Annotated in this window: 24 protein-coding genes; 14 read left to right on the forward strand and 10 right to left on the reverse strand. The window is 67.2% G+C overall.

Features of this window, described 5'->3' with window-relative positions:
- Positions 1-4: 4 nt before the first annotated feature.
- Both GBRO_RS19365 and GBRO_RS19370 read right to left on the reverse strand, forming a co-directional pair.
- Positions 5-1438 carry an ABC1 kinase family protein gene (locus tag GBRO_RS19365; RefSeq protein WP_012835575.1) on the reverse strand — a complete coding sequence of 478 codons (1434 nt, stop codon included), beginning with the start codon at positions 1436-1438 and terminating at the stop codon, positions 5-7.
- Positions 1435-2646, reverse strand: coding sequence for a cytochrome P450 (locus GBRO_RS19370; RefSeq protein ID WP_012835576.1), 1212 nt, complete (start codon positions 2644-2646; stop codon positions 1435-1437). Before GBRO_RS19370 ends, GBRO_RS19365 begins: the two co-directional genes overlap by 4 nt.
- Before the next feature lie 90 nt (positions 2647-2736).
- Between GBRO_RS19370 and GBRO_RS19375 the strand changes: the two genes are divergently transcribed.
- Positions 2737-3339 carry a TetR/AcrR family transcriptional regulator gene (locus GBRO_RS19375; protein ID WP_012835577.1) on the forward strand — a complete coding sequence of 201 codons (603 nt, stop codon included), beginning with the start codon at positions 2737-2739 and terminating at the stop codon, positions 3337-3339.
- A gap of 36 nt (positions 3340-3375) precedes the next feature.
- Here the strand turns inward: GBRO_RS19375 and GBRO_RS27805 are convergent, their stop codons facing one another.
- The 4 genes from GBRO_RS27805 to GBRO_RS19395 all read right to left on the reverse strand — a co-directional run bounded on the left by GBRO_RS27805 (position 3376) and on the right by GBRO_RS19395 (position 7988).
- The gene (locus tag GBRO_RS27805) at positions 3376-4245 is read right to left on the reverse strand and encodes a type IV toxin-antitoxin system AbiEi family antitoxin domain-containing protein (RefSeq protein ID WP_012835578.1); all 870 of its coding nucleotides are present in this window, start codon (positions 4243-4245) and stop codon (positions 3376-3378) included.
- A 101-nt stretch (positions 4246-4346) separates the two neighbouring features.
- A complete protein-coding gene (mmsB, locus tag GBRO_RS19385) occupies positions 4347-5216 on the reverse strand; it encodes a 3-hydroxyisobutyrate dehydrogenase (RefSeq protein WP_012835579.1) in 870 nt (289 codons plus the stop codon).
- 44 nt (positions 5217-5260) lie between these two features.
- The gene (locus GBRO_RS19390; protein WP_012835580.1) at positions 5261-6439 is read right to left on the reverse strand and encodes an acyl-CoA dehydrogenase family protein; all 1179 of its coding nucleotides are present in this window, start codon (positions 6437-6439) and stop codon (positions 5261-5263) included.
- Between the two features lie 7 nt (positions 6440-6446).
- Positions 6447-7988, reverse strand: coding sequence for a CoA-acylating methylmalonate-semialdehyde dehydrogenase (locus tag GBRO_RS19395; RefSeq protein WP_012835581.1), 1542 nt, complete (start codon positions 7986-7988; stop codon positions 6447-6449).
- Positions 7989-8175: 187 nt separating this feature from the next.
- Between GBRO_RS19395 and GBRO_RS19400 the strand changes: the two genes are divergently transcribed.
- A complete protein-coding gene (locus GBRO_RS19400) occupies positions 8176-8637 on the forward strand; it encodes a flavodoxin domain-containing protein (RefSeq protein ID WP_012835582.1) in 462 nt (153 codons plus the stop codon).
- A 48-nt stretch (positions 8638-8685) separates the two neighbouring features.
- Here GBRO_RS19400 and GBRO_RS19405 read toward each other — a convergent pair whose 3' ends face one another.
- Complete coding sequence (locus tag GBRO_RS19405; protein ID WP_041920701.1) at positions 8686-9555, reverse strand: DMT family transporter; 870 nt, start codon at positions 9553-9555, stop codon at positions 8686-8688.
- 133 nt (positions 9556-9688) lie between these two features.
- On the opposite strand from GBRO_RS19405, the gene GBRO_RS19410 reads away from it, so the two are divergent.
- The 5 genes from GBRO_RS19410 to GBRO_RS19430 all read left to right on the forward strand — a co-directional run bounded on the left by GBRO_RS19410 (position 9689) and on the right by GBRO_RS19430 (position 14753).
- Positions 9689-9964, forward strand: coding sequence for a hypothetical protein (locus GBRO_RS19410; protein WP_041920702.1), 276 nt, complete (start codon positions 9689-9691; stop codon positions 9962-9964).
- Positions 9961-10473, forward strand: a complete 513-nt coding sequence (locus tag GBRO_RS19415) for a SixA phosphatase family protein (protein ID WP_012835585.1) — start codon at positions 9961-9963, stop codon at positions 10471-10473. Before GBRO_RS19410 ends, GBRO_RS19415 begins: the two co-directional genes overlap by 4 nt.
- Before the next feature lie 156 nt (positions 10474-10629).
- Positions 10630-11001 carry an ArsR/SmtB family transcription factor gene (locus GBRO_RS19420; RefSeq protein ID WP_012835586.1) on the forward strand — a complete coding sequence of 124 codons (372 nt, stop codon included), beginning with the start codon at positions 10630-10632 and terminating at the stop codon, positions 10999-11001.
- Positions 11002-11006: 5 nt separating this feature from the next.
- Positions 11007-12671, forward strand: coding sequence for a SulP family inorganic anion transporter (locus GBRO_RS19425; protein ID WP_052298440.1), 1665 nt, complete (start codon positions 11007-11009; stop codon positions 12669-12671).
- Positions 12672-12716: 45 nt separating this feature from the next.
- A complete protein-coding gene (locus tag GBRO_RS19430; protein ID WP_012835588.1) occupies positions 12717-14753 on the forward strand; it encodes an NAD(+) synthase in 2037 nt (678 codons plus the stop codon).
- 12 nt (positions 14754-14765) lie between these two features.
- On the opposite strand, the gene GBRO_RS19435 is transcribed toward GBRO_RS19430, so the two are convergent.
- The 3 genes from GBRO_RS19435 to GBRO_RS19445 all read right to left on the reverse strand — a co-directional run bounded on the left by GBRO_RS19435 (position 14766) and on the right by GBRO_RS19445 (position 18859).
- A complete protein-coding gene (locus tag GBRO_RS19435) occupies positions 14766-16166 on the reverse strand; it encodes a WS/DGAT/MGAT family O-acyltransferase (RefSeq protein ID WP_012835589.1) in 1401 nt (466 codons plus the stop codon).
- 162 nt (positions 16167-16328) lie between these two features.
- A complete protein-coding gene (locus tag GBRO_RS19440) occupies positions 16329-17135 on the reverse strand; it encodes a hypothetical protein (RefSeq protein ID WP_012835590.1) in 807 nt (268 codons plus the stop codon).
- Positions 17135-18859, reverse strand: a complete 1725-nt coding sequence (locus GBRO_RS19445; RefSeq protein ID WP_012835591.1) for a protein kinase domain-containing protein — start codon at positions 18857-18859, stop codon at positions 17135-17137. The genes GBRO_RS19440 and GBRO_RS19445 overlap by 1 nt, the downstream gene beginning before the upstream one ends.
- 250 nt (positions 18860-19109) lie before the next feature.
- Here GBRO_RS19445 and GBRO_RS27590 point away from each other — a divergent pair, with 250 nt between their 5' ends.
- From GBRO_RS27590 to dusB, 7 genes are all read left to right on the forward strand, one after another.
- On the forward strand, positions 19110-19400 hold the full coding sequence (locus GBRO_RS27590) for a hypothetical protein (RefSeq protein WP_012835592.1): 291 nt from the start codon (positions 19110-19112) through the stop codon (positions 19398-19400).
- Positions 19401-20330: a glycine zipper 2TM domain-containing protein gene (locus GBRO_RS19450; protein WP_012835593.1), complete on the forward strand. Its 930-nt coding sequence runs from the start codon at positions 19401-19403 to the stop codon at positions 20328-20330. It abuts the gene before it with no gap.
- A gap of 76 nt (positions 20331-20406) precedes the next feature.
- Positions 20407-20901, forward strand: coding sequence for a hypothetical protein (locus GBRO_RS19455; RefSeq protein WP_012835594.1), 495 nt, complete (start codon positions 20407-20409; stop codon positions 20899-20901).
- Between the two features lie 42 nt (positions 20902-20943).
- Complete coding sequence (locus GBRO_RS26400) at positions 20944-21111, forward strand: hypothetical protein (RefSeq protein WP_012835595.1); 168 nt, start codon at positions 20944-20946, stop codon at positions 21109-21111.
- Positions 21112-21183: 72 nt separating this feature from the next.
- Entirely contained in the window at positions 21184-21705 is a 522-nt protein-coding gene (locus GBRO_RS19460; protein ID WP_012835596.1) for a nuclear transport factor 2 family protein, read from the forward strand.
- Between the two features lie 332 nt (positions 21706-22037).
- Positions 22038-23030, forward strand: coding sequence for an acyl-ACP desaturase (locus tag GBRO_RS19465; RefSeq protein WP_012835597.1), 993 nt, complete (start codon positions 22038-22040; stop codon positions 23028-23030).
- A gap of 14 nt (positions 23031-23044) precedes the next feature.
- Positions 23045-24229, forward strand: a complete 1185-nt coding sequence (gene dusB, locus GBRO_RS19470) for a tRNA dihydrouridine synthase DusB (protein WP_012835598.1) — start codon at positions 23045-23047, stop codon at positions 24227-24229.
- Positions 24230-24243: the final 14 nt, after the last annotated feature.

The raw sequence follows: 24243 nt of genomic DNA on the forward strand, positions 1-24243 counted from the left end.
CCGCTCAGCGCGGATCCAGGCCGAACGGCAGGCCGCGCCCGCGCGCCCAGGCGGCGTGCGCGCGGGTCAGCTCCGAACGTGGTTCGCTGACCCCGTCGAGGACGTCGGCCTGCTCGCGGGTGTCGAACGTCGCGCCGAGTTCGGTCAGCACCGCATTGACCCCGAGGTTGATCCGCGCGAGCATCACGTAGTCGCTCGGGATGGTCATCTGCCGAAACGCCGCGCTCGCCGCGGTCTCGCCGAGGAAGGACCGCATCGCCTCGGTGCTGTCGTCGGCGGTGAAGGTATGCGGCTGATCGGCCAGCGCGGCGGCGCTCATCATCGACCACCAACCGTAGACGTCGTCGACGGTGAGCTCCGACCCCGGTTCGAGAAATCCGTGTAGCCGGGCAAGCCGGTACACCTCATCGCGGTCACCCTCGCAGGTGGCGCGGAAGGTGTGCACGATTCCGGCCCGAACATGCTCGGGAAACTGTTTGACACAACCGAAGTCGACGAAGCCAACGGTCCCGTCGGCACTGAACCGGTAATTGCCGGGATGGGGATCGGCGTTGAACAGGTTGCTGTGCCGGTAGGCGCCGAAGGCGAAACACGCGATGATGCTTCCCCACCGATCCCGCAAGTCCTTATCGGCCACGAGCGCCTCCGACCAGCCGACCCCGTCGACGTAGGTCATCGTGAGCACCCGCTCCGTCGAACATTCGGGCACCAGTTCCGGGGTGCGGATGAAGGGATGCCCACGGTAGAGCTCGGCGAAGCGGGCGATGCTGCGGGCTTCGTGTCGGTAGTCGACCTCCTCGGCGATGCGCTCGGCCAATTCGGCGGCCGCAGCACGCTGATTGGTACGAAATGCCCTGGGGGTCAGAGACATTCCGAGCTTGAGAAAGGTCGCGAGGAGTTCGGTATTGGCGAGGTCGTCACGGATCGCGCGTGCCACACCGGGATACTGGACCTTGACCGCGACGTGCCGGCCATCCGGTAACCAGGCCTCGTGCACCTGTCCGATCGAGGCCGCGGCCATCGGCTCGGCGGTGAAGGTGGCGAACAGTTCGTCGATCGGCTTCCCGAGATCGGCTTCGACGACCTCGCGGGTCGTCTGGAAATCCATCGGCGGGGCGTCGGCCTGTAGGCGGCGCAACGCCTGCTGATATACCCCCATCGGGCCGGCGGCCGCGGGGTCCGACCCGATCGTCGACATCAACTGCCCGGCCTTCATCAGAACGCCTTTCGAATGGCCGAGAAGGTCGGCGTACCGATCCGCCGTGCGACGGTGGAAATCGTCGACGGCATTCACATCACCCGCGCGTTCCCGCAACCCGGCAACCAGGCGCCCGCCTGCCGATCGCGCGGCGAAGCCGACCACCGGGATCGTCCGGCGGACCCGCCCGGACCGGACTTCGCCGAAACGGTCGGCGACCGGGGAGGATTCCTCCGTCATGACGGTTGTCCTTTCCGAAAGAGAATCGGCACCTCGTCGAATCCGCGGAGTATCGCGGTATCGCGCACCACGGCGGTCCCAGCGAGCTCCGGGTCACGAAGAATCAAGGCGCGCAGCATGATCTGCACCTCCAGGCGAGCGAGGGCAGCGCCCAGACAGCGGTGCGGCCCGTGCCCGAAAGCGAGGTTGGGCAACCGCTGGTCCCGGTCGATGCGAAAACGATCGGGGTCGTCGAAGATGTCGGGATCGCGGTTGGCGGCAGCGATCACCACCACCGCACGCTCCCCCGGTTCGACGGCGTGCCCGGCGATCTCGTGGCGCTGAGTGGCGACGCGGAACACCGCCTGCGCCGGGCCGTCGAGCCGCAGCACCTCGTCGACGACGGCGGGATCGTCGACGTCGACACCATCGACGAGGCGCGTCCCGCCGGTGTCGTCGAGCAGTCGGGATACCGCACCGCCCAACAGGTTTGCGGTGGTCTCGTGGCCGGCGACGGCCAGCAGGATCGCGTTGACCACCACCTCGTCGAGGTCGAGTCGCGGGTCAACGGCCAGTAGGCTCAGCAGATCGTCCTGCGGCTCGGCTCGGCGCCCGGCCGCCAGCGGCAGGAACTCGCCGATGAGGGCGGTGAAGGCCGACGCGGCTGCGGGGGCTGCGTCGACGTCGGCCAGACCGTCGAGAGCCGGCGCGATGGCCGCGGCCTCCGCCCACAGGACCCGCGCGGTCGGTAGGTCCAGCCCCAGCCATTCGGCGATGACCGCGATCGGAAATGGTTGGGCCACCTCGGTCATCAGGTCGACGACGGTGCCGGCGGGGATGGGATCGAGTATGTCGTCGGCGATCACCTCGATACCCGCGGCCAGCTGTGCGACGTAATGTGGCGTGAATACATCGCGCACCGAACCACGTTGGCGCACATGGTCATCGCCGTCGAGTAGGAGCATGGTGCGTGCGAGCGGGGGTTCGGCGAGTCCGATCGCGGCGAGCGCGTGGCGGTTGGCGACGGCCGCCATCGGGTCGCTGGTCCATCCGCGTCCGGAGAGCACCGTGCGCGCCGCGTCGTAGCCGAGAACCAGCCACGCGTCGAGTTCGGCGTCGAAGCCGATCGGTCCGTACCGGGCACGCAGTGTCGCGTAATCGCGCGGGGCGGCGTCGGCAGTCCAGGGCAGCCGGACCGGCGTGACCGCGGAATCGGGTGCACCCATCATGCCCGTCCTTCCCAAGTGACCACTTAGGTCGCTACACTTGCCACACTAAGTGAGCACTTGGGAGGTGTCAATGAACACTTGGGAGCGCCGATGACGACATCGACCCGGGATCGCCTGATCGACGAGGCGATGCGGCTCTTCGGCGAACAGGGTTATCGCGCAACGAGTGTGGCGCAGATCGAGGCGGCCGCCGGTCTGGCGCCGGGGTCCGGTGGGCTCTACCACCACTTCCGTTCCAAGGAGATGCTCCTCGAAGCGGGCATCGACCGCCAACTCGACCGGATGAACGCACTGCACGACATCCGGCAGATCTTCGAGGGACTCACCGACCTGCGCTCGGAGCTGACCGTCCTGGGCCGCTACACCCTCGGCGTCATCGACGAAGAAACCCAGTTGCTGCGCATCATCTCCTCCGAATTGCGCGACCGCCCACGCAAACTCGCCGATACCTTCGCCGCCCTGATCAACGGCTCGTATGCCGGCATGGCCGACTGGGTGATGCGCCACGCGACCGGCGTCACGCGCGAGGAGGCCGAAGCGATCGCGGCGGTGGCCCTCAACGCGCTCTACGCGCACCGGACGATGCCACAGTTCCTCGGCGTCGAACCGCTCGTCGCCGACGATGAGCGGTTCATCTCCGAGTGGGTGGTGATGGTGGCGGGGCGGGTGGAGACGGAGCCAGGCTCTGTATGACGTTTGGTCCGGATTCCGGTCCAAACGTCATACGGATCATGCGGCCACCGCCTCGAATGCGGCGTTGACCTCAGCAATCACCTGCCCAGGCCGGTCGATGAGGTCGGCCCACGTGAAGTTGACAACATTCCACTTGGCTCTGCCAAGGGCGTTGCGCTTGGTCCGGTCGCGTTGAAAGCTCTTCGCATCACGGTGGTACGCAAGTCCATCGATCTCCACGGCGACCTTCTGGTCAGGAAACGCGAAGTCGATGACATACCCGCACGCGGGGAGGTTCGCGATCCAGCCGGAGATGCCGGCCGACTCGAACAACTCGACGGTGAGGCGCTCGGCTTCCGAACGTGCACCACTGCCGATGAGCCGCAGGTAGGCCGACGCCTTTGTGGCGCCATGCCGCTTGGGGTAGCGAGCGTGGGCGGCTTCCAGCGATTCGGGGGTCACGCGACCCGACAACAATGCCGAATCGATCAGCGTCAAACCGAGATCCACCGACGCGTCGAGCACGGTGAGCGCCTCCCCCGTCGTGCGCAACCCGTCGCAAACGACGATGTCCTCCGCTTTGAGCACTCGATATCGTGGCACCGCCGTCGCCGACGACCGTCGCGACCGGCCTCTGGTGTGCGTGAAGACCAAGTGCTTTCGTGGTTCTTCGGTGTGCAGCCCCAACCACCAGGCGGCGGCGACACCACCGAGAACTGCGCCGCGATGTACGGAGAGCACCGCGATCCGGGCTTGCGCCCGAGCCGAGCGCGCGTGTCCGGCAACGAGATAGACCCGCGGTGCCACCACCCTCCACACACCTGCTGCCACCCGCCGCTTGATCGTTGATGTGCTCAAGCCGCACTCCAGCGCCTCTTGCGTGGTGAACACGCCATCGCGGCGAACTGTCAGCTCGTGGATGTCCATGCAGGTTTGGACGCACCCGACCAGCGTTCGGTTCCCCTCAGATCTGTATGACGTTTGGACCGGAATCCGGACCAAACGTCATACTGATCGGCAGGAAACCCTCAGTGCAGCGACGTGATGATGGCGCTGAAGTCGAGGTCGGCGTGCTGTTCGGCGAAGTTGCGGTACAGCTGGGCGGCGTGGGTGCCGAGCGGGGCGCGCGACCCGGTGCTCGCGACGGCATCCATCGCCAGGCCGAGGTCCTTGTTCATCAGGGCCGTCGCGAAACCCGGCTTGAAATCGTTGTTGGCCGGCGAGGTGGGGACCGGTCCGGGGACCGGGCAGTTGGTCTGCACCGCCCAGCAGTTGCCGGTCGCGCCGGTGATCACGTCGTAGAGGGCCTGGTCGGCGAGCCCGAGTTTCTCGGCGAGCACAAAGGCCTCGCCGACGGCGATCTGCTGCACCGCGAGCACCATGTTGTTGCACACCTTGGCCGCCTGGCCGGCACCGGCCGCACCACAGTGAATGATCTTGCCCGCCATGGGCTCCAGGGTGGCGCGTGCAGCCGAGAACGCCTCGTCCTCACCGCCCACCATGAACGCCAGGGTGCCCGCCGTCGCCCCCTTGACGCCGCCGGACACCGGGGCGTCGAGCTGCGCGAAACCATGGTCGAGAGCCTGACGGTGGATCTCCCGGGCGTCGTCGACGGAGATGGTGGAGCTGTCGATGAACAGGGCTCCGGTGGGGGTGGCCGGCAGGATGTCGGCGTAACACTTCTTCACGATCTCCCCGCTGGGCAGCATCGTGATCACCACCTCGGCGGCACCCACCGCCTCCACCGCGGACGGAAAGGTGCTGATCCCGTTGGCCTCCGCGGCCTTCACCGCGTCGGGAACCGGGTCGAAGCCGTGGACGGTGTGGCCGGAGGAGACCAGGTTGGCCGCCATCGGGCCACCCATGTTGCCCAGGCCCAGAAACGCGATCGTCGTCATTGTCGATTCTCCTGTTGTTCGAATGCTGTGCGGGCGGGCGGCTTTCAACTATCCCGGAAGCGGGTCGCGATGGACCGGCCCAGGACCACCCGCATGATCTCGTTGGTCCCTTCCAGGATGCGATGGACCCGGAGATCGCGGACGATTTTCTCGATTCCGTATTCGGACAGATACCCGTAGCCGCCGTGGAGTTGCAGCGCCGAGTCGGCGACGGTGTAGCAGGTGTCGGTGACGAAACGCTTGGCCATCGCGCACTGCTCCACCTTGTCCGGGGAGTCCGCGTCGAGGGCTGCTGCCGCGTGCTCGAGCATGAGGCGGCTCGCCTGCAGTCCGGTGGCCATGTCGGCGAGGGTGAACCGGATGGTCGGCTCGTCGACGAGCGCCCCACCGAAGGCCTTGCGCGAGGCCACATAGGCGGCCGCCTTGTCGAAGGCGGCCTGTGCCCCACCGAGCGACGACGCCGCGATGTTGATGCGGCCGCCGTTGAGACCGTTCATCGCGATGCCGAAGCCGATACCCTCCTGCGCGCCGAGCAACCGGTCCGCGGGCACCCGCACCTCGTCGAAGATCACCTGCGCCGTCGGCTGGGCGTGCCAGCCCATCTTGTGTTCCTGCGCACCGAAACTCAGTCCCGGCGAGTCCTTGTCGACGAGGAAGGTGGAGATGCCCTTGGGGCCCGCGTCCCCAGTGCGTGCCATGACGACGTAGAGGTCCGACGACCCGGCACCGGAGATGAACTGTTTGACACCGGTGAGGACGTACTCGTCGCCGGAACGCACCGCCTTGGTGGACAACGCGGCGGCATCCGATCCGGCCCCCGGTTCGGTCAGGCAGTAACTCGCGATGGTCTCCATCGTGGCGAGCCCCGGCACCCACTCGGCGCGCTGCTCGTCGGTGCCATAGGCATCGACCATCCACGTGCACATGTTGTGGATCGACAGGAAGGCGGCGACGGCCGGGTCCGCGTAGGCGAGCTGAGCGAAAATGCGCACCCCGTCGAGGCGACGTAATCCGCTGCCCCCCACGTCCTCCGAACAATAGATGGCACCCATCCCCAGTTCGGCCGCCTCACGCAGCTCGTCGACCGGGAAATGGTTGGACTCATCCCATTCCAGCGCGAAGGGGGCGAGTTTCTTGGCAGCGAAACCCGCTGCGGTCTCGACGATCACACGTTCGTCGGCGTCGAGACCGCCCGCGGGGGCGCTGTCGGCGAAGATCGACATCGAGGCGTCAGTCCATCGTCGGGATGACGAACTCGGCACCGTCCTTGATGCCCGACGGCCAGCGCGAGGTGATGGTCTTGGTCTTGGTGTAGAACTGGATCGACGCCGGACCGTGCTGGTTGAGGTCGCCGAAGCCGGACCGCTTCCATCCGCCAAAGGTGTAGTACGCCACCGGGACCGGGATCGGGACGTTCACCCCGACCATGCCGACGTCGACGCGCGAGGTGAAGTCGCGCGCGGCGTCGCCGTCCTGGGTGAAGATGGCGACACCGTTGCCGTACTGGTGATCCGACGCCAGCGCGAGGGCTTCCTCGTAGTCGTGGGCACGCACGATCTGCAGCACCGGGCCGAAGATCTCGTCGGTGTAGGACGTCATTCCCTTGGTGACGTGGTCGAAGAGGGTCGGGCCGATGAAGAAGCCGTTGGAGATGTCCTCGTCGCCGAAGGTCTGCTCGTCGCTGGTGCGTTCGCGACCGTCGATGACCAGTTCTGCCCCTTCTTCCGCACCCTTGGCGATGTAGCCACGGACCCGCTCGAGTGCCGCGGCGGTGACCAGCGGCCCGTAATCCGCCTTGGGGTCCAGGCTGTGTCCGACGCGTAGCGCATTGACCTTGTCGACCAGCTTGGCGCGCAAGCGTTCTGCGGTTTGCTCACCGACCGGCACGGCCACGCTGATGGCCATGCAGCGCTCGCCGGCACTGCCGTAGCCGGCGCCGATGAGCGCGTCGACGGCCTGATCCAGATTCGCGTCCGGCATGATGATCATGTGGTTCTTCGCGCCGCCGAAGCACTGCGACCGCTTGCCGTGGGCGGCGGCGGTCTCGTAGATGTACTGCGCGATGTCGGAGCTGCCGACAAAACCGAGCGCCTTGACGTCCGGGTGGGTCAGCAGCGCGTCGACCGCCTCCTTGTCACCGTGCACGACCTGGAAGACGCCGTCGGGAAGCCCTGCCTCGGTGAACAATTCGGCCAGACGCACCGGCACCGACGGGTCCCGCTCGCTGGGCTTGAGGATGAACGCGTTGCCACATGCCAGCGCGGGGCCGGCCTTCCACAGCGGGATCATCGCGGGGAAGTTGAACGGGGTGATGCCGGCGACGACGCCGAGGGGCTGGCGGACCGAGTGGACGTCGATACCCGATCCGGCGCCCTCGGTGAACTCGCCCTTGATGAGGTGCGGGATGCCGATGGCGAACTCGATCACCTCGAGGCCGCGCTGGATGTCGCCCCTGGCGTCGGCGTGGGTCTTGCCGTGCTCGAGAGAGAGTTGGGTGGCCAGTTCGTCGGCGTTCTTGTTGACCAGGTCGACGAATCGCATCATCACCCGGGCGCGCCGCTGCGGGTTCCACGCGGCCCACTCGCGCTGAGCGGCCTTGGCGGTCTCGACCGCGGCGGCGACCTGATCGGTGCTCGCCAGCGGGACCTGCGCAGCCACTGCTCCGGTGCTGGGATTGAAGACGTCGGCGTATCGATGCTCACCCGGCAGCTGATCGGCGCTGACGCGCTTGCCGTCGAGGTAGTGCGGAATGGTGGTGGAGGTTGCGCTCACCGGTGGATCACCTGCATTCGGATCGGAAAAAGTCGTGACACCACTAATAGTAGGACATCCAAGTAAATCGTCAAGGACTTTGTGCCCTCGTTTGCCGAGCAACCGGCTAGTTAGGGTAGCCTTGGTCTGATTTCCGGCCTGCCGCCGGACACCCGACCTCACCCGCACGTCTCGAAAGGGGACCATCTTGTCGGTCGTCATCCTCTACGGAACCGAAACCGGTAACTCCGAGCTCGTCGCCGACGCGATCGCCGACGTCCTCGCCGCCGATCACGATCCGTCGGTCTACGACATGAGCGAATACGCCGTCGAAGACCTCGACCCGCAGGACTTCGTGGTCATCGTGTGCGCGACCTACGGCGAAGGCGAACTGCCCACGGGTGCCGAGCCGTTCGCCGAGGAACTCGACGAGGTCGACCCCGACCTGACCGGTCTGCGCTTCGCGGTCTTCGGCCTCGGCGACACCATCTACGGCGAGACCTTCAACCGTGGCGGCGAGATCATCGCCGAGATGCTGACCAAGCGCGGCGCCGTGCAGGTGGGCGAGCATTCCCGGCACGACAACTCGTCGGCCGTGAAGCCCGTCAAACAGGCCGAGGAGTGGGCGCAGACCATCTCGCCGATCATCGACCCGGTCACCGCGTCCTGATCTGGCGCACCGTCATCTGACACAACCACATCCGACGACGGTCTCGGCTCAGGCCGCTGACCGCTCGTCGTCGATGGTCGGACCGGCCGCGGCGAGCTCCTCCTGCTGGCCACGGACCGCCGACAGCTTCGCGAGTTCGATGACCGCTCGCACCATGATCGCGAGCACGATGCCGAGGAACATCGCCGTCGGCACCGACACCTTGAGGTTCTCGCCGAGCAGCAGCACGCCGAGAACCATCGCGACGGCAGGTTCCATCACCGTCATCGACGGGAACGACGTCTGTAGATCACCCGCGCCGAAACCCTTTTGCTGGGCAACCACGGCACAGACCACCACCACAACGAACAGATAGATCTCCGGGTGGGCGAAGACGCCCAGCAGGAAATGCGTGGTCTGGTACACGATGGCCTTGATGAGCAGCGCCGACACCCCGAACAGGGTGCCCGCGACCAGACCGTAGAACAGCGCCTTGTAATGCGGACTCGACCGCTCCGCCGCCCAGACGCATCCCAGGACCACCGCGATCACCGCACCCACGGCGGCCCACAGCACGATCTCGTCGGGCCGACGCATCGACGGTTCCGGACGTGCCACCAGCAGGAACGTGACGACGCAGGCCACCAGGACGGCGCCCCACGCCCATTCGATCGCGGCCGGGTGCCGATGATCGGCCCACGCCTCGAAGGGCAGGGCGAACAGCACCGCGAGGACCACCAGGGGCTGCACCAGCAGGATTGACCCGAGGCCGAGTGCCGAGGCCTGCAGCGCGAACCCGCATAGCGCGATACTGGCCCCCAGCCACCAGCCGGCAGTGATCGCGCCACTGGCACGGGACGCGCGCTGCCGCAGAACCGTGCCACCGGCGATCAGGAACGCTGCCACGATGGCGAGCAGCGCGGGGACCCAGGTATGCACGTCCACAAGGCTAAGACATGGTCGCCGTCGAATGCCGGTCGCCAAGTCAGGAAGACAGGACTCGACGGTGGTGAGATCGCCGAAGGCGGTGTCGCAACCCCCGCGTGTCGGTCCCGGCACGTACATTTCAACCATGCGGTATCGATCAGATCTGGAGCGCCTGGCGACGCTCGATGCCGCGACGATCGAGATGGCCTGCACCGATTCCACCGCGGTGGCCGACCTCATCGCCCATGGCGTCGACGAGTATCTCGAGTACGACCTGCACGCCGATGAGGCGGAGGCAGCCGGTGACACCGACCTCGCCCATTTCTACCGCCAGGAGGCCTCGGCGTGGCGGTCAACGGTGGCGACGCTGCGCATGATGGCGGTCGAGCCGGCCGATCGTCGGGCAGCGCGCAGCGCATGAACCGTCCGCGCACGCTCGTCCTGATGCGGCACGGCAAATCGGGCTATCCGCCGGGCACCGGCGATCACGGACGCCCACTGGCGCAGCGCGGCCGGCGGGAGGCCGCGCTGGCCGGGCGATGGATGTCCGACGAGGGTCTGCACATCGACGCCGTTCTCTGCTCGAGTTCGACGCGTACGCGGGAGACGTTGCAGTACACCGGGATCGACGCGCCGGTCACCTACCTCGACGAGATCTACGGGGGGACGCCCTTCGACGTCCTCGAGGCCGTCCGCGTGTACGCGCCGACGCAGGCACGCACCGTTCTCGTCGTCGGACACGAGCCGGGTATGCCCGAGACCGCGCTCACGCTCGACCCCGACGGCGAGATCGACAGGTTCCCCACCTCGGCCTACGCCGTGGTCGCCGTCGGCGATCCGTGGGCCGAACTCGGCACTGCGGCCGTCGCCGACGCACACCTCGTCGGCGTCCGCGTCCCCCGCGACGGTGCCGCCGGCCCACAGAGCTGACCCCGGTAGCGCGCGCCTGGCCGGCCGCGATCTGGACGTCGTGCCGCTATCCGCGGCGATGAACTGGACCCGACTTTGGTATCGACGGCCCCTCGGAGTAGCATCCACTTGACGGATTGAGTATTCGTTCAATCCATAGAATCGCCAAGGAACCCCATGCCACACACCGTCGGAGATGCCGAGCGGCCTCTCTACGAGATCAAGGCCAATCTCTTCAAGGCCCTGGCCCATCCCGCGCGCATCCGGGTCCTCGAGGTGCTCAGCACCAACGACGACCCGACCCCGGTCAGCGCACTCCTCGAGATCACCGGGATCGAGGCGACGCTGCTCTCCCAACATCTCGCCGTCCTCAAGCGACATCAGGTGGTGCGCAGTCAGCGCGTCGGCAACGCCGTGTTCTACGAACTCGCCCACCCGAAGATCTCCGAGTTGCTGGTCATTGCACGCACCTTCCTGGCCGACACGCTGGGAGCCCGACGCGATCAGCTCGACACGCTGGCGTCGCTACCGCCGGTCGGCCGGGCATGACCGGCATGACCGCCGCCACCGCCGTCCGCCAGGCCCGCACACGGCTGACGCGGCTGCTGCCCGCGGCGGCCGACTATCGCGACCTGCGGTCCTCGTGGAAGGGCGACGTTCTCGCCGGGGTCACCGTCGGCGTGGTGGCCTTGCCGCTCGCGCTGGCCTTCGGCATCAGTTCCGGTGTCGGCGCGGCCGCCGGGCTCATCACCGCCGTCATCGCCGGCCTCGTGGCCGCGGTCTTCGGCGGCTCCCACGTTCAGGTGTCCGGGCCGACCGGTGCGATGGCGGTGATCCTGGCGCCGATCGTCGCCGCTCACGGCCTGGGCAGTATCGCCCTGGTCACCGTGCTCGCCGGGCTGATCGTGCTGGTCGCCGGGGCGGTCGGCCTCGGGCGTGCGGTCACCTTCATCCCGTGGCCGGTCATCGAGGGATTCACCCTGGGCATCGCGGTCATCATCTTCTTGCAACAGGTGCCGGCCGCCTTCGGGACCACCACACCGGCCGGTGAACGCACGCTGCCCGCCGCGGTCGACGTGGTGATCCATGCCGACTGGCCGGTCGCCCTGCGCACCTTGGGTGTGGTGGCACTGGTCGCCGTGCTCATGGTCGGGCTGCCTCGCATCCACCGCGGTATCCCGGAATCGCTGACGGCCGTCGTCGTCGCGACGGTTGCGGTGCTGGTGTTGCACGTCGATGTCGCGCGGATCGGCGAACTGCCGTCGCATCTGCCCGCACCCGTCCTCCCCCATGTGGATCCGTCGGCGCTCTCGTCGTTGCTCGGTGCCGCGCTCGCCATCGCCGCGCTCGCCGCCATCGAGTCGCTCCTCTCGGCTCGCGTCGCGGCCACCATGTCACCCACCGGCCCCTACGATCCCGACCGCGAACTCACCGGCCAGGGCCTGGCGTCGGTGGCGTCGGGGATGTTCGGCGGGATGCCGGCCACCGGGGCCATCGCGCGCACCGCGGTCAACGTGCGCTCCGGCGCACGGACGCGCGTGTCGGCGATCGTGCACGCACTGTTCCTGCTGGGCGTGGTCTACCTGGCGACCGGACCGGTGGCCGAGATCCCGCTGGCCGCGCTGTCGGGCGTGCTGATGGTGACGTGTTTCCGGATGATCTCGGCGAGCACCATCCGCAAGATCGTGCGCTCCACGCGTTCGGATGCGGTGATCTTCGTGGTGACCGCGGTGATCACGGTGACCTTCGACCTCATCGAGGCGGTACAGATCGGCATCGTCGTCGCCGCGTTCTTCGCGTTGCGGCAGGTCGCGAAGCGGTCGAGCGTGACCCGTGAACCGATCCCAGGACCACCCCGGCGCGGCGACGAGCAGATCGCCTTGCTGCGCCTCGATGGTGCGATGTTCTTCGGTGCGGCCGAACGTATTTCGAGCACCATCTCCGCGGGCGCGGGCAATTCGACGGTGACCGTGGTGGTCATCCGGATGTCGCATCTGGGCATGCTCGACGCCACCGGCGCCCACACGCTGGCCGAGATCGTCGCCGACCTCGAGGCGCGTGGCATCACCGTCATCATCAAGGGGGTGCAGCCCGAGCATCGCCGACTCCTCGACGGCGTCGGGGTGTTCGACTCGTTGCGCCACGAACGGCATCTGATGGACACCCTCGATGAGGCGATCGAGCACGCCCGCGACCATGTGGCGCGGGTCGAGCACTGACCTCGACCGCCCACCGTCGAACGAGACAGTCGATAGGCTGGGACCGTGTCTGTTCACGCCCACGGGTTCGTCCGCGTCGCCGGCGCGGTCCCCGTCCTCTCGCTTGCCGATCCCGCCACCAACACCGCCCGCACCATCGAACTGATGCGACAGGCCGCCGATGAGGGGGCCCGGCTCGTCGTCTTCCCCGAGCTCGGTCTCTGCGGCTACAGCGCCGACGACCTGTTCCACCAGGACGCGCTGATCGATGCGTGCCACACCGGACTGACGGAGATCATCGCCGCCAGTGCCGGCGTCGGTGCCGTGGTGGTCGTCGGGCTGCCGATGCAGGTCGGCGACGGGTTGTTCAACTGTGCGGCCGTCGTCTACAACGGGCGGCTGCTCGGCGTCGTACCGAAGTCGTATCTGCCCAACTACCGGGAGTTCTACGAACAGCGCTTCTTCTCTGCGGCCCGGGACGCCATCGCGACCACGGTGACCATCGGCGACACCGAGACACCGTTCGGGACCGACCTCATCTTCGACGCTGCGGATCTGCCGGGTTTCGCGTTGCACGTGGAGATCTGCGAGGACGGCTGGGTGGCGATCCCGCCGAGCACCTGGGCTGCACTGGGTGGCGCGACCGTGCTGGCCAATCTGTCCGGCAGCCCGGTCACCGTCGGCAAAGAGGGTTACCGAAAGGCGTTGTGCACCAGCCATTCCGCACGACTGCTGGCCGCCCATCTGTACGTCGCGGCCGGATACGGTGAATCGACCACCGACCTCGCCTGGGATGGTGACGCGCTCATCACCGAGAACGGGACGCTGCTCGCGCGCAGCGAACTGTTCACCATGTCCGATCAGGTCATCAGCGCCGACGTCGATCTCGACCGGCTGCGTCAGGAACGGATGCGGATGATCAGCTTGCGTGACCAGGCGGGTGATTTCGCCGACGATCTGAAATCGCTGCGGCGCATCCGTTTCGAGTTCGGAAGCGTCGAGACCGCGGCCCGCGACGACGACCTCTTGCGTCGCGTCGTCCCCCGATTCCCGTTCGTGCCGGCCGATTCCGCCGACCGCGACGAACGGTGCCGCGAGGTCCGCAACATACAGGTGCAGGGCCTGGCCGCGCGCCTGCGCGCCACCGACATCGACAAGATCGTCATCGGTGTGTCCGGCGGGCTCGATTCGACGCTCGCGCTACTCGTCGCGGTGGACACCTTCGACCGACTCGGCTTGCCGCGCAGCAACATTCTCGGCTACACCATGCCCGGCTTCGCCACTGGTGGCGCGACATTGCGGCGTGCGCACGCGCTGATGGACACCCTCGGCGTGAGCGGAACCGAGCTCGACATCCGGCCGTCGTGTGAACAGATGCTGGCCGACCTCGATCACCCGTACAGCCGGGGCGAGAAGGTCTTCGACGTCACCTTCGAGAACGTGCAGGCCGGTGAGCGGACGTCACATCTGTTCCGGCTGGCCAATCACCTCGGGGCGATCGTGCTGGGTACCGGCGATCTGTCCGAACTCGCCCTCGGCTGGTGCACCTACGGCGTCGGCGATCAGATGTCGCATTACAACGTCAACGGTTCGGTCCCCAAAACCCTTATCCAGCATCTGATCCGGTGGATGATCGCCGTCGGCGAATACTCCGAGGACACCACGTCGACGCTGGTGGAAATCCTCGACGACGTGATCACCCCCGAACTCGTGCCCCCCGGCGAGGACGGCGCCATCCAGAGCACCGAGGACACCGTCGGCCCGTACGAACTCCACGACTTCTTCCTCTACTACCACACGCGATTCGGATATCGGCCGGACAAGATCGCGTACCTGGCCCGGCAGGCGTGGGGCGATCGGGAACGCGGCCCGTGGTCGGACATGATCGCACCGGAACGACGCAATCAGTACGACGCCGCGACCATCGAGCACTGGCTCGGCGTCTTCCTCAAGCGCTTCATGGCCAATCAGTTCAAGCGCACCGCGATGCCCAACGGCCCCAAGATCGGTTCCGGTGGGTCGTTGTCGCCGCGCGGCGACTGGCGGTCCCCGTCGGACGCCTCGGCCCGGGTCTGGCTGGACCAACTCTCCGACTCGCGGTAGGTGCGATCGGCGTCAATCGCAGGCGGCGAGTAGTTGTTTGAGCTGATCGTCGAAGGCGTTCGCGATGGCCCACGGGTCGGGGGTCTGATCGGTGCAGGACACGATGCCGATGTTGAGGTGCCCGTCGGCGGAGAACACCGTGATGTTGAGGCCGAGCCCGTGGAAGATCGGGCCCAGCGGGTACACCGCGGTGACCCGCGCGCCCAGGAAGTAGAGCGGGAAATCGGGTCCGGCGACATTGGACACCAGCACATTGAACACCGGCGGATGCATGGTGGCGAGTTTGCGGTCGCCGTAGAGCTTCATCAGCGTCGCCATCGTGGTGCCGGGCGCGAACTGCGCCCAGCCACGCAAGATGTTGGCGTCGATCTCGGCGTGATGCGCCTTGCTCTTGCGGCTGAAATCAGCGGCCTTCTCCACCCGCGCGACGGGATCGTCGATGTCGGTGGGCAACAGGGTGAACATGCCGGTCACCTTGTTGGTGCCCTCCACCACCAAGTCCTTCTCGTCGGCGTCGTGCACCGACACCGGGACCATGCCGACCAGCGGCTGCTCGGGCAACTCGTCGTGCTCGAGCAGATAGGTGCGCAACGCGCCGCCGACCATGGCCAGCACCACGTCGTTGATCTTGACACCGAAGCGATTCTTGACCCGCTTGACGTCCTCGAGCGACAGCTGACTCAGTCCGATGCCACGGTGCGGGGTGATGGGTCCGTTGAATCGCGTACGCGGCGCGCGGAACGGCGCGGGCATCGCGGAATCCGCACGCGCCCGCCGTAACCATCCCAAGGGCACGCCGAAGGTCTGCGGCAACAGCTTGGCCATCGCCACCGGACGCCCGAGGAAATAGTTCATCGCACCGGTGACCGCGATGGTGGTGCGCGACGACGGGCCGGCTGATTCGAGAAGTTTGTCCGGATCGAGATCGGGGGATTCCGGTGTCAGAGTGCACATCTGGGCAAGCATCTCGGCGCTGGTGACACCATCGGTTCCGGCATGATGCATCCGCAGCATCGCGGTGATCCGACCGTCGGACGACCCCTCGATCACCCACAGCTCCCACAGGGGCTTACCCCGGTCGAGGGTCTGCCCGGCGAGATGGCCGACCAGTTCGGCCAATTCGCCCGCACCACCGGGCGCCGGGACGGCCACGTGATGTACGTGCCGATCGATGTCGAAGTCGTCGTCCTCGATCCACACCGGGTGGTCGATGTTGAAAATCGAGTTGTCGAGCTTTCGGCGGAACGCCGGCATCGCCGACACCCGTCGTTCGAGTTCGCTGCGCAGCTTGGCAAACGTGTAGCCGCCGGCGATCGTGCTCGGGTCTATCTCGACGAGCCCGATCACGTGCATCAACTGCGCCCTGGTCTCCAGATACAAGAACGAGGCGTCCAGTCCGCTCAGTCGTTCCATGCACTCACTCGCATCTCGTCCTCCCGGTAGATCGCGGTACACCCGCGCCCTGTTGACATGATGCCGCATCGATTGGGTCATGCGGTCGGGGTTGGCCGAGTAGATTCGCCGCCGAGCATCGTCGCCCGGGCGACGGGCGGTTTCACGCACCGAGCCGGATGTTCAGATCGGCATCGAGTTGACGAAGTCGAGGATCTGACGGTCGGTGAGGTGGACACCGGATGCCACCACGATCATCGCGAGTTCTTGTTCGGGATGATCTGCGATCTTGAACACGCCCCGGCCGGCCTGGGAATCGATCCGTCCGGTGCCGTGTGCCCAGCCCACCGGGTGACCGCCTTCGGTCTGCTCGGTGAAGGCGGCGTTGAGCCCGTCGCGTGAGGCATACCAGAACACCCCGAAGCTGTGCGTCAGGTTCTCCGTCGCGCAGCGGATGCGCATCACGGTGCGCACCTCACCGCTGCCGGCGGCCGACGGGCCGAGCTCGTCGGGCGAGGCGCCGAGCAGCCACACACACCGGGTGGCCTGCCACGGCGAGGCGATGTCCGGTGCCTGTGGCAGCATCCGCGGGAACTGCGCGATCAGCGGCGCATAGAGTCCCCAGCCGCGAGTGGCCTCGACCTCCACCGGATCGCTTGGCGCCGAATCCATTCCGCCGCTGACGGCCCGCACCTGATAGTGGTGACGTCCACCGTCGACGGTGTCGTCGCGCGCGGTGGTGGCCGGACCGCTGTAGACCACCGTGGTGTCGTCACGCAGCAACTGATACGAGGTGGCGCCGTCGACCGCATCCCACCGCGCCGAGACGTGACCGGCGCCCGCGGTCACCGCCAGCCCCCCGGGCGCGGGCGGCGCCCCGGCACCGGTGAGGGCACGGGCCGCCAGGAAGGCGCCGACGAGTGCCGCGACGGCGAGCACCGCGATCAGCGCGAGCCCCAGCGAATGCCTGGTGGACCGGGTTCGGGACATCAGATCGGCAGCCTGGCCATGACGTCGGCCGCCTGGCGGCCGGTTCCGTTCTGGAAGGTGACGCTGATGTAGGTGCGGGTCCGCGGTCCGGAACCGAAGGTGAGCGTTGCCATTCCACCCCAGGTGTCCCGTTGGTGCAGCGTTCCGGCGTTGCCCTGCGTGGTCGTGAACGGGGTCCCGGGCGATCCTGCGGCGGCGATGTCGGCATCGGCGGACGCCTCGGCCGCGGTCGCGAAGGCGAAGACCGATACGCGGTACACGCGGTTCCCGGCCGCGTCGTCCTTGTCGCAGTCGATGGAGGTCTGGGTGCTGTCCGGAAAGGCCAGGCTGCCACCTCCGCCCGAGCAGATCATCCCGTCGAAGGAGTTGGTACTCAACGGAGTAGCCGGCACCAGATCCGGGTAGAGGTCGGCCACCCACTGCAGTCCGCGCCAGGTGAGAAAGACAGTCACCGTCTCCGAGGTCAGCGAGAACTCCGACCCGGGCGCCGTATCACTGCGCGCGGCAACGGTATACGTGTACGTTCCGGGCAGTGGCAACGGTGCGGTGTAGCCGGTCCCGGGTCCCGCGAAGATCTCCGCGCCGTTCTGTCGCACCACGTACGAGTCGGCCCCGTCGACGGCGTTCCAGGTGATCTGCACCGCCTCCTTGATCACCTGCGCGTCCGGACGTTCCGGGGTGGGCAGCGTCCGCGCCGACGACTGCGGCAACCCGGCCACGCCACCGATGATCGCCGCCACCAGCACGACGACGAACCCCAGAGCCGGGAGCCGGCGGAACCACGGCTGCCGTGGCGGATCGACACTCGGTGTGCGGCTTGCGGCCGGGTCGGGGGGCGTGGGTGCAGGCGCCCGCGTCGGCGACGGGCCGACGAGTGTTCGACGGGTGTCGAAGGCGTCTGCGAACGCGGCCGCGAAGTCACCCGCGGTGGCGAAGCGATCGTCAGGGCTGGTGGCCATCGCTTGTTGCAGCACCGCATCCACCGCGTCCGGCAGCGACGGGTTGCGCTGCGTGGCGCGCGGCCGCTCGCCGAACATATGCGCAGTCATCAGTCCGTGCAACGATGTGGACTCGAATGGTGGTGCGCCGGTGAGCAGTTCGTAGGCGGTCGCACCGAGGGAGTATGTGTCACTGCGGATGTCGACGCGTCGGCCCTCGATCTGCTCGGGTGACGAGTACCGCAGGGTGCCGACGGTGGTGCCGGTCCCGGTCAGCGAGGTCACCTCGTCGAGTGCCTGCGCGATGCCGAAGTCGGTGAGCTTCACCGCATCCGGCACCATCGGGTCGAGGCCCGGCGTGACCAGGATGTTGCCGGGTTTGATGTCCCGGTGCAGGATGCCCCGAAGGTGCGCGGCATCGAGGCCGGCGGCGGCACCGGTGATGATGGCGATCGCCAGACGCGGGTCGAGCGGACCGTCGGCGTCGACGATGAGGCCGGCGTCCCTCCCCGGCACGAATTCCATTGCGATCCAGAGGCGGTCGTCGTAGATGCCACGGTCGTACACGGCGACGATGTTGGGGTGATGCAGCGGCGCCACGAGGTCGGCTTCCCGCTCGAAACGCGCCCGGAAGACCGGGTCGGTGGCGTGCGCCGAGCGCAGCACCTTGATCGCGTCGGCCCGCGGTAGACGTGGATGAGCGGCCTGGTAGACCTCACCCATACCGCCGTGACCGAGCACCTGGAGCACTCGGTAGCCCGCAATCAGGTCCCCAACCTGGTACATCACCCTTCCCAACGGTCCGTTTGTGCACGTCACCGCATGCTAACGCACCAGCACCGCGACGGATGGCGGGCGCAGACCTGCGATCACCCGGGCGGACGGCGAAGGGACGCCGGCAACGCCGAGGCGCCCTGCGCTCGTCGACGCTGCTTTGCTAGCCTCTGCGCAGACATTCCGGCGCACCACGCGACTCTGCTGGGTCCAGAGGCATCTGTGCGCCGATGGCTCGCGTGCCATAACGGGGGGATTTGACATGACAGATCGGCAGCGACGTGGACGTCACCGGCGCAAGCGCCCGCCGAACGCTGCGCTCGTGGGCGTGACGTCGGCGATCGTGGCCACGTCGATCGCCGCGGGTGCGGGCGCCGCCTACGCGGTGCCCGAACAGGGCGGGACCACTCCGCAGGGTGACGGCCAGGAGCAAGGCGGCACCGCTCCGGACACCACGGGGACCCCCGAGGGTACGGCGCCGATCGCACCGATCGCGGTTCCCGGGCCGGGTTCGATTCCCGCACCTCCGCAGGAAGCGCCGTACCAGCCGTAGGTGCCACCGCAATCCCGTGATTACGACACCCAGTACGACCCGATTGTCAACCGACCACACACACCACGACCCGCTGCCCCGGTCCGCCCGATCGCACCGCCGGAGAACAAGATTCGCGTCGGCAACGTCGTCGCCGACATCCCGGCCGGAATGTCGCAACGTGACGTCAACTCGATCAACGCATGGTCGGCCTACGGCGAAGCGAAGATCGCGCAGGGCCTGATCTCCCTCGGCGTACCCAAAGACGAAGCCAGCCGACGCGCCGCCGCCACCATCATCGGTGTCATGAGCGGCGGCGTGGCCGGGGCCGCCGTCCTCGGTATCCCGGCAGCCGTCGTCGGCACGGTCGGCGGTGCCGCGGTCGGCGCCGGCGTGGGAGCCGTGATCGGGTCGCTCCCACCCTTTGGTCCCACGGGCACCGTCCCAGGCGCACTCATCGGCGCCGGCGTCGGTGCCGTCGTCGGAGGCGTCGGGCTGGGAACAGTCGGCGCGGTCACCGGCGGCGTCATCGGCGGAACCATGGGCGGGCTACTCGCCTACGCGCTCGGCGCCGGCGACCCGGGCGCACACCCCACCGAACCCTGGAAAGCACCGCCGCGAGACCAACCTCAGACACCTCGGCAGCGAGCCGGCCACCAGCCAGATCAGTTCCGCTACCAACTACCCGCCGAACACGCCCGCCGCGCAGGACTACCCGCCGTGGAGTACACCGTCAACTACCGCGGCGACGTCCACATCGAACTCGGCGCCACAGCCTTCGGCTGGTCTGTCGAACAAGCCCTGGCCCCCTACGCCCTCATCGGCGGCCCACAAGCCGAGCAGAACAGCCGTGAGAGAACACGCCGGAACTCAGAGTCCATCGAGAACATCATCCCCGGAGCCCACATCGACTGGCCACAAGAGCATCCCGGCCCACGACACCGCGCCTGAGTCTGCCGCCATGGTCACACCGATACAGCGTGGACGACGCACCCGAGATAGTCATTCCACAACACAGCGAGGACTCATGAACCGCACCCGCGCCATCACCATTGTTGCCGCAACTCTGATGATCGCCCTCACCGGTGGAGCCATCCATGCGGCACCCACCCAAGCTGCACCGCAATTGCAGCGATTGTCGTTCTACGGCGAGACCGTCGGGACTTTCGGCGATCATGCGTTCTGCCGCGGCGCATTGCACGTCAGTATGACCGCAACCCCTGGCAAGCGTGGCTGGGTGCGCCTCGGTTTGATCTCAGCCGGCTTCATCGGCAACGGCGCCGCTTGGGCTCGCGACCCCCATTGCCGGGTCCTCATCGGCGCGAACGTCACCAGCGCCCGCAGCTATGCCGTCGACCACTTCTTCCGCGGGACATTCGGGCCTCGCCCGGGGCAGCGATTGATTCGCGACCTACCGGCCAGTTCAGGGCTCACCTACATCACGGTGATCGCCTATTCAATCAACAGCCCTGTGCGAACCCCACAATCCCTCGGGACGTCACACTACGTACTCGTTCGGTGATCGCACACCACGAATAGTCGAACCGCACGTGACGGAGCAGCCATGAAACGAATTGCAGCGCTGCTGATCGTCGTCACGGCGGTGCTCACCGGTTCGATCATCGGAACCGGAACCGGCCTGATGTTGTTCAACGTCAACACCTTCGCGATCAACAACCCCGTGCGCGTCCTCCAGGGTTACGGCGCCGGAGCGTATCTCCTCGTTCCCTGAACCCGCGCGTCAACCCAGCTGTGCATCGGAAGACACACCCGCCGATCTAGAACACGTTCTAGTATCGCCTCCATGACTGCACAGTTCACCGCCGCCGAACTCGACACCGCCTTCCGCGACTTCCAACACACGGTCGCCGAGATCGCGGTCTCCCGCGATTGGGACCGCTTTGCCGACCTGTTCACCCCCGACGCCGACTACATCGAACACGCGCTGGGCACCATGCACGGCCGCGAGGAGATCCGCGCGTGGATCTGGAAGACGATGACGGCGTTCCCGGGCAGCCACATGGTGGGCTATCCCTCGTTGTGGCATGTCGTCGACGCCCCGACGGCCCGGGTGATCTGTGAGGTCGACAACCCGATGCGCGATCCGGGTGACGGCTCGGTGATCACCGCCACCAACATCACGATCCTCACCTACGCCGGCGACGGACTGTGGTCGCGCGAGGAAGACGTCTACAACCCGATGGAGTTCGGCCAGGCCGCGATGCGGTGGTGCGAGAAGGCCCGCGAGCTGGGCACCCTCGACGACGCCGCCGAGGCCTGGATGTCCTCGGTGGGCGCCATGTTCGCCCGTCGGCCGCGCGCCTGAGACAACTGTCAATCGGCTGTGAAAGCCACGGACCACTGGCCAAGCGCCGTCGTCGTCGGCCACACTGGACCACGGCCCAACAAGTTAGGGTGACCTAAGACACCCGCACGATGGACACCCGGGGCGTAACGTCGACACCACGAGCTACGACACCGTAGGTACCGACTTGGGCATGCCGCCCAGGTGTCGTAGGCTTGACAGTTGATCAGTGGCGGCCGGGGGGCCACCGGGGGCGACGCCCCCGAACGCCGGTCGGCCGTTGCACACGAGATCACGGCGACAGACCGGCCACACGACAGCTCGAGACACGCGAAACCGTTCGGAGGACATCAATGGCACGCGCGCTCACCCAACTCGAACTCCTCAAGGAACTCGAACCGGTGGCCCAGGACGAGGTGAATCGACACCTCAAGACCGCCCGGGATTGGAATCCCCACGACTACGTGCCCTGGGACGAAGGCAAGAACTACGCCGCACTCGGCGGCGTCGACTACGACCCGGAACAGTCGCAGCTCGACGAGGTGGCCAAGGCCGCCATGATCACCAACCTGCTGACCGAGGACAACCTGCCCTCCTATCACCGGGTGATCGCCGACAACTTCTCGATGGACTCCGCGTGGGGCCACTGGGTCGGTCGCTGGACCGCAGAGGAGAACCGGCACGGCATCGTCATGCGCGACTACCTCGTGGTCACCCGCGGGGTGGATCCGACGGCCCTCGAAGAGGCCCGCATGATCCACATGACCAACGGCTACGACCCGATGCTGGCCGCGGCCGGCCGCACCGAGGAACTCGAGCAGTACGCCGACGAACTCGGCATCCTGCACTCGGTGGCCTACGTCACCTTCCAGGAACTCGCCACCCGCGTCAGCCACCGCAACACCGGCAAAGCGTGCAACGACCCGATCGCCGACAAGATGCTGCAGCGCATCGCCGCCGACGAGAACCTGCACATGATCTTCTACCGCAACATCTGCGGTGCGGGTATGGACATCTCGCCCGACCAGACACTGCGCGCGGTCACCGACATCGTCACCAACTTCCAGATGCCCGGCGCCGGCATGCCCAACTTCCGCCGCCACGGCGTGTTGATGGCCAAGCACGGCATCTACGACCTGCGCCAGCACCTCGAAGAGGTCATCCAGCCCGTTCTGCGCAAGTGGAAGGTCTTCGAACGCGAGGACTTCACCGCGGAGGGTGAGAAGACCCGCGAGGAGCTCGCCGCCTTCCTCGAGCAGCTCGAGAAGGACACCGTCCGCTTCGAGGAGATGCGCGACCGCGCACTCGCCCGCGAGGCCAAGAAGCGGGAGCAGCAGGCGTCCTGAGTACCGCAACGACCATGACCGCACCGGCGCCCTCGATCACCGAGGGCGCCGGTTCGGCGTCTGCGCTGCGTATCGGGTCCATCGAACTGGCCAGCCCGGTGGTGCTCGCACCGATGGCCGGGGTCACCAACGTCGCCTTCCGCACCCTGTGCCGCGAGTTGGAGATCGCCCGGACCGGGACGGTCTCGGGCCTCTACGTCTGCGAGATGGTCACCGCCCGTGCCCTCGTCGAACGTCACCCGGTGACGATGCACATGACAACCTTCGCGCCGGAGGAGTCGCCGCGGTCGATGCAGCTCTACACCGTCGACCCCGAATACACCTATGCCGCAGCCAAGATGATCGTCGACGAGGATCTCGCCGACCACATCGACATGAACTTCGGCTGCCCGGTCCCCAAGGTGACGCGCAAGGGCGGCGGGTCGGCCATCCCGTACAAGCGGACCCTGTTCCGCAAGATCGTGGCCGCCGCCGTTCGCGCCACCGAGGGCACCGACATCCCGGTCACCGTGAAATTTCGTATCGGCATCGACGACGAGCATCGCACCCACCTCGATGCCGGGCGCATCGCCGCCGAAGAGGGCGCCAAAGCCGTTGCGCTGCATGCCCGTACAGCGTCGCAGCGGTATTCCGGGCAAGCCGACTGGGATGAGATCGCCCGCCTGAAGGACCACGTCACCGACGTCCCGGTGCTCGGCAACGGCGACATCTTCGAACCCGTCGACGCGGTGGAGATGATGCGCCGCACCGGATGTGACGGCGTGGTGATCGGACGCGGCTGCCTTGGTCGCCCGTGGTTGTTCGCCGAACTCGCCGCCGAGATGAACGGCGTCGAGGCGCCCACGCCACCGACGCTCGGCGAGGTCGCCGACATCATCGTGCGGCACTGCGAACTCCTCGTCGCCCATCACGGAGAGATGAAGGGCTGCCGCGAGATTCGCAAGCATGTCGCCTGGTATCTGCGCGGCTTCCCCGCCGGCTCCGAGCTCCGGCGGCAGATGGCACTCGTCGAGACCGTCGACCAACTCCGCGAACTCGTGGCCACGCTGCCCGCCGACGTCCCCTTCCCCACCGACGGGCACGGGCCGCGCGGCCGACAGGGTTCGCCGGCCAAGGTCGCGCTACCCGACGGCTGGCTCGACGACCCCGACGAGGACGTCGTTCCGGAGGGCGCCGAGATCATGCACTCTGGCGGCTGACCGCTTTACCAGCG

It is taken from the genome of Gordonia bronchialis DSM 43247, from assembly GCF_000024785.1.
Classification (GTDB): Bacteria; Actinomycetota; Actinomycetes; order Mycobacteriales; family Mycobacteriaceae; genus Gordonia; species Gordonia bronchialis.

What these genes read in the sequence shown, in the direction of transcription:
- GBRO_RS19365 (WP_012835575.1), bottom strand. Translation starts at nt 1,438, where the DNA reads ATGACGGAGGAATCCTCCCCGGTCGCCGACCGTTTCGGCGAAGTCCGG.
- GBRO_RS19370 (WP_012835576.1), bottom strand. Translation starts at nt 2,646, where the DNA reads ATGATGGGTGCACCCGATTCCGCGGTCACGCCGGTCCGGCTGCCCTGG.
- GBRO_RS19375 (WP_012835577.1), top strand. Translation starts at nt 2,737, where the DNA reads ATGACGACATCGACCCGGGATCGCCTGATCGACGAGGCGATGCGGCTC.
- GBRO_RS27805 (WP_012835578.1), bottom strand. Translation starts at nt 4,245, where the DNA reads ATGGACATCCACGAGCTGACAGTTCGCCGCGATGGCGTGTTCACCACG.
- mmsB (WP_012835579.1), bottom strand. Translation starts at nt 5,216, where the DNA reads ATGACGACGATCGCGTTTCTGGGCCTGGGCAACATGGGTGGCCCGATG.
- GBRO_RS19390 (WP_012835580.1), bottom strand. Translation starts at nt 6,439, where the DNA reads ATGTCGATCTTCGCCGACAGCGCCCCCGCGGGCGGTCTCGACGCCGAC.
- GBRO_RS19410 (WP_041920702.1), top strand. Translation starts at nt 9,689, where the DNA reads ATGCGGTATCGATCAGATCTGGAGCGCCTGGCGACGCTCGATGCCGCG.
- GBRO_RS19415 (WP_012835585.1), top strand. Translation starts at nt 9,961, where the DNA reads ATGAACCGTCCGCGCACGCTCGTCCTGATGCGGCACGGCAAATCGGGC.
- GBRO_RS19420 (WP_012835586.1), top strand. Translation starts at nt 10,630, where the DNA reads ATGCCACACACCGTCGGAGATGCCGAGCGGCCTCTCTACGAGATCAAG.
- GBRO_RS19425 (WP_052298440.1), top strand. Translation starts at nt 11,007, where the DNA reads ATGACCGCCGCCACCGCCGTCCGCCAGGCCCGCACACGGCTGACGCGG.
- GBRO_RS19435 (WP_012835589.1), bottom strand. Translation starts at nt 16,166, where the DNA reads ATGGAACGACTGAGCGGACTGGACGCCTCGTTCTTGTATCTGGAGACC.
- GBRO_RS19440 (WP_012835590.1), bottom strand. Translation starts at nt 17,135, where the DNA reads ATGTCCCGAACCCGGTCCACCAGGCATTCGCTGGGGCTCGCGCTGATC.
- GBRO_RS19445 (WP_012835591.1), bottom strand. Translation starts at nt 18,859, where the DNA reads ATGTACCAGGTTGGGGACCTGATTGCGGGCTACCGAGTGCTCCAGGTG.
- GBRO_RS27590 (WP_012835592.1), top strand. Translation starts at nt 19,110, where the DNA reads ATGACAGATCGGCAGCGACGTGGACGTCACCGGCGCAAGCGCCCGCCG.
- GBRO_RS19455 (WP_012835594.1), top strand. Translation starts at nt 20,407, where the DNA reads ATGAACCGCACCCGCGCCATCACCATTGTTGCCGCAACTCTGATGATC.
- GBRO_RS26400 (WP_012835595.1), top strand. Translation starts at nt 20,944, where the DNA reads ATGAAACGAATTGCAGCGCTGCTGATCGTCGTCACGGCGGTGCTCACC.
- GBRO_RS19460 (WP_012835596.1), top strand. Translation starts at nt 21,184, where the DNA reads ATGACTGCACAGTTCACCGCCGCCGAACTCGACACCGCCTTCCGCGAC.
- GBRO_RS19465 (WP_012835597.1), top strand. Translation starts at nt 22,038, where the DNA reads ATGGCACGCGCGCTCACCCAACTCGAACTCCTCAAGGAACTCGAACCG.
- dusB (WP_012835598.1), top strand. Translation starts at nt 23,045, where the DNA reads ATGACCGCACCGGCGCCCTCGATCACCGAGGGCGCCGGTTCGGCGTCT.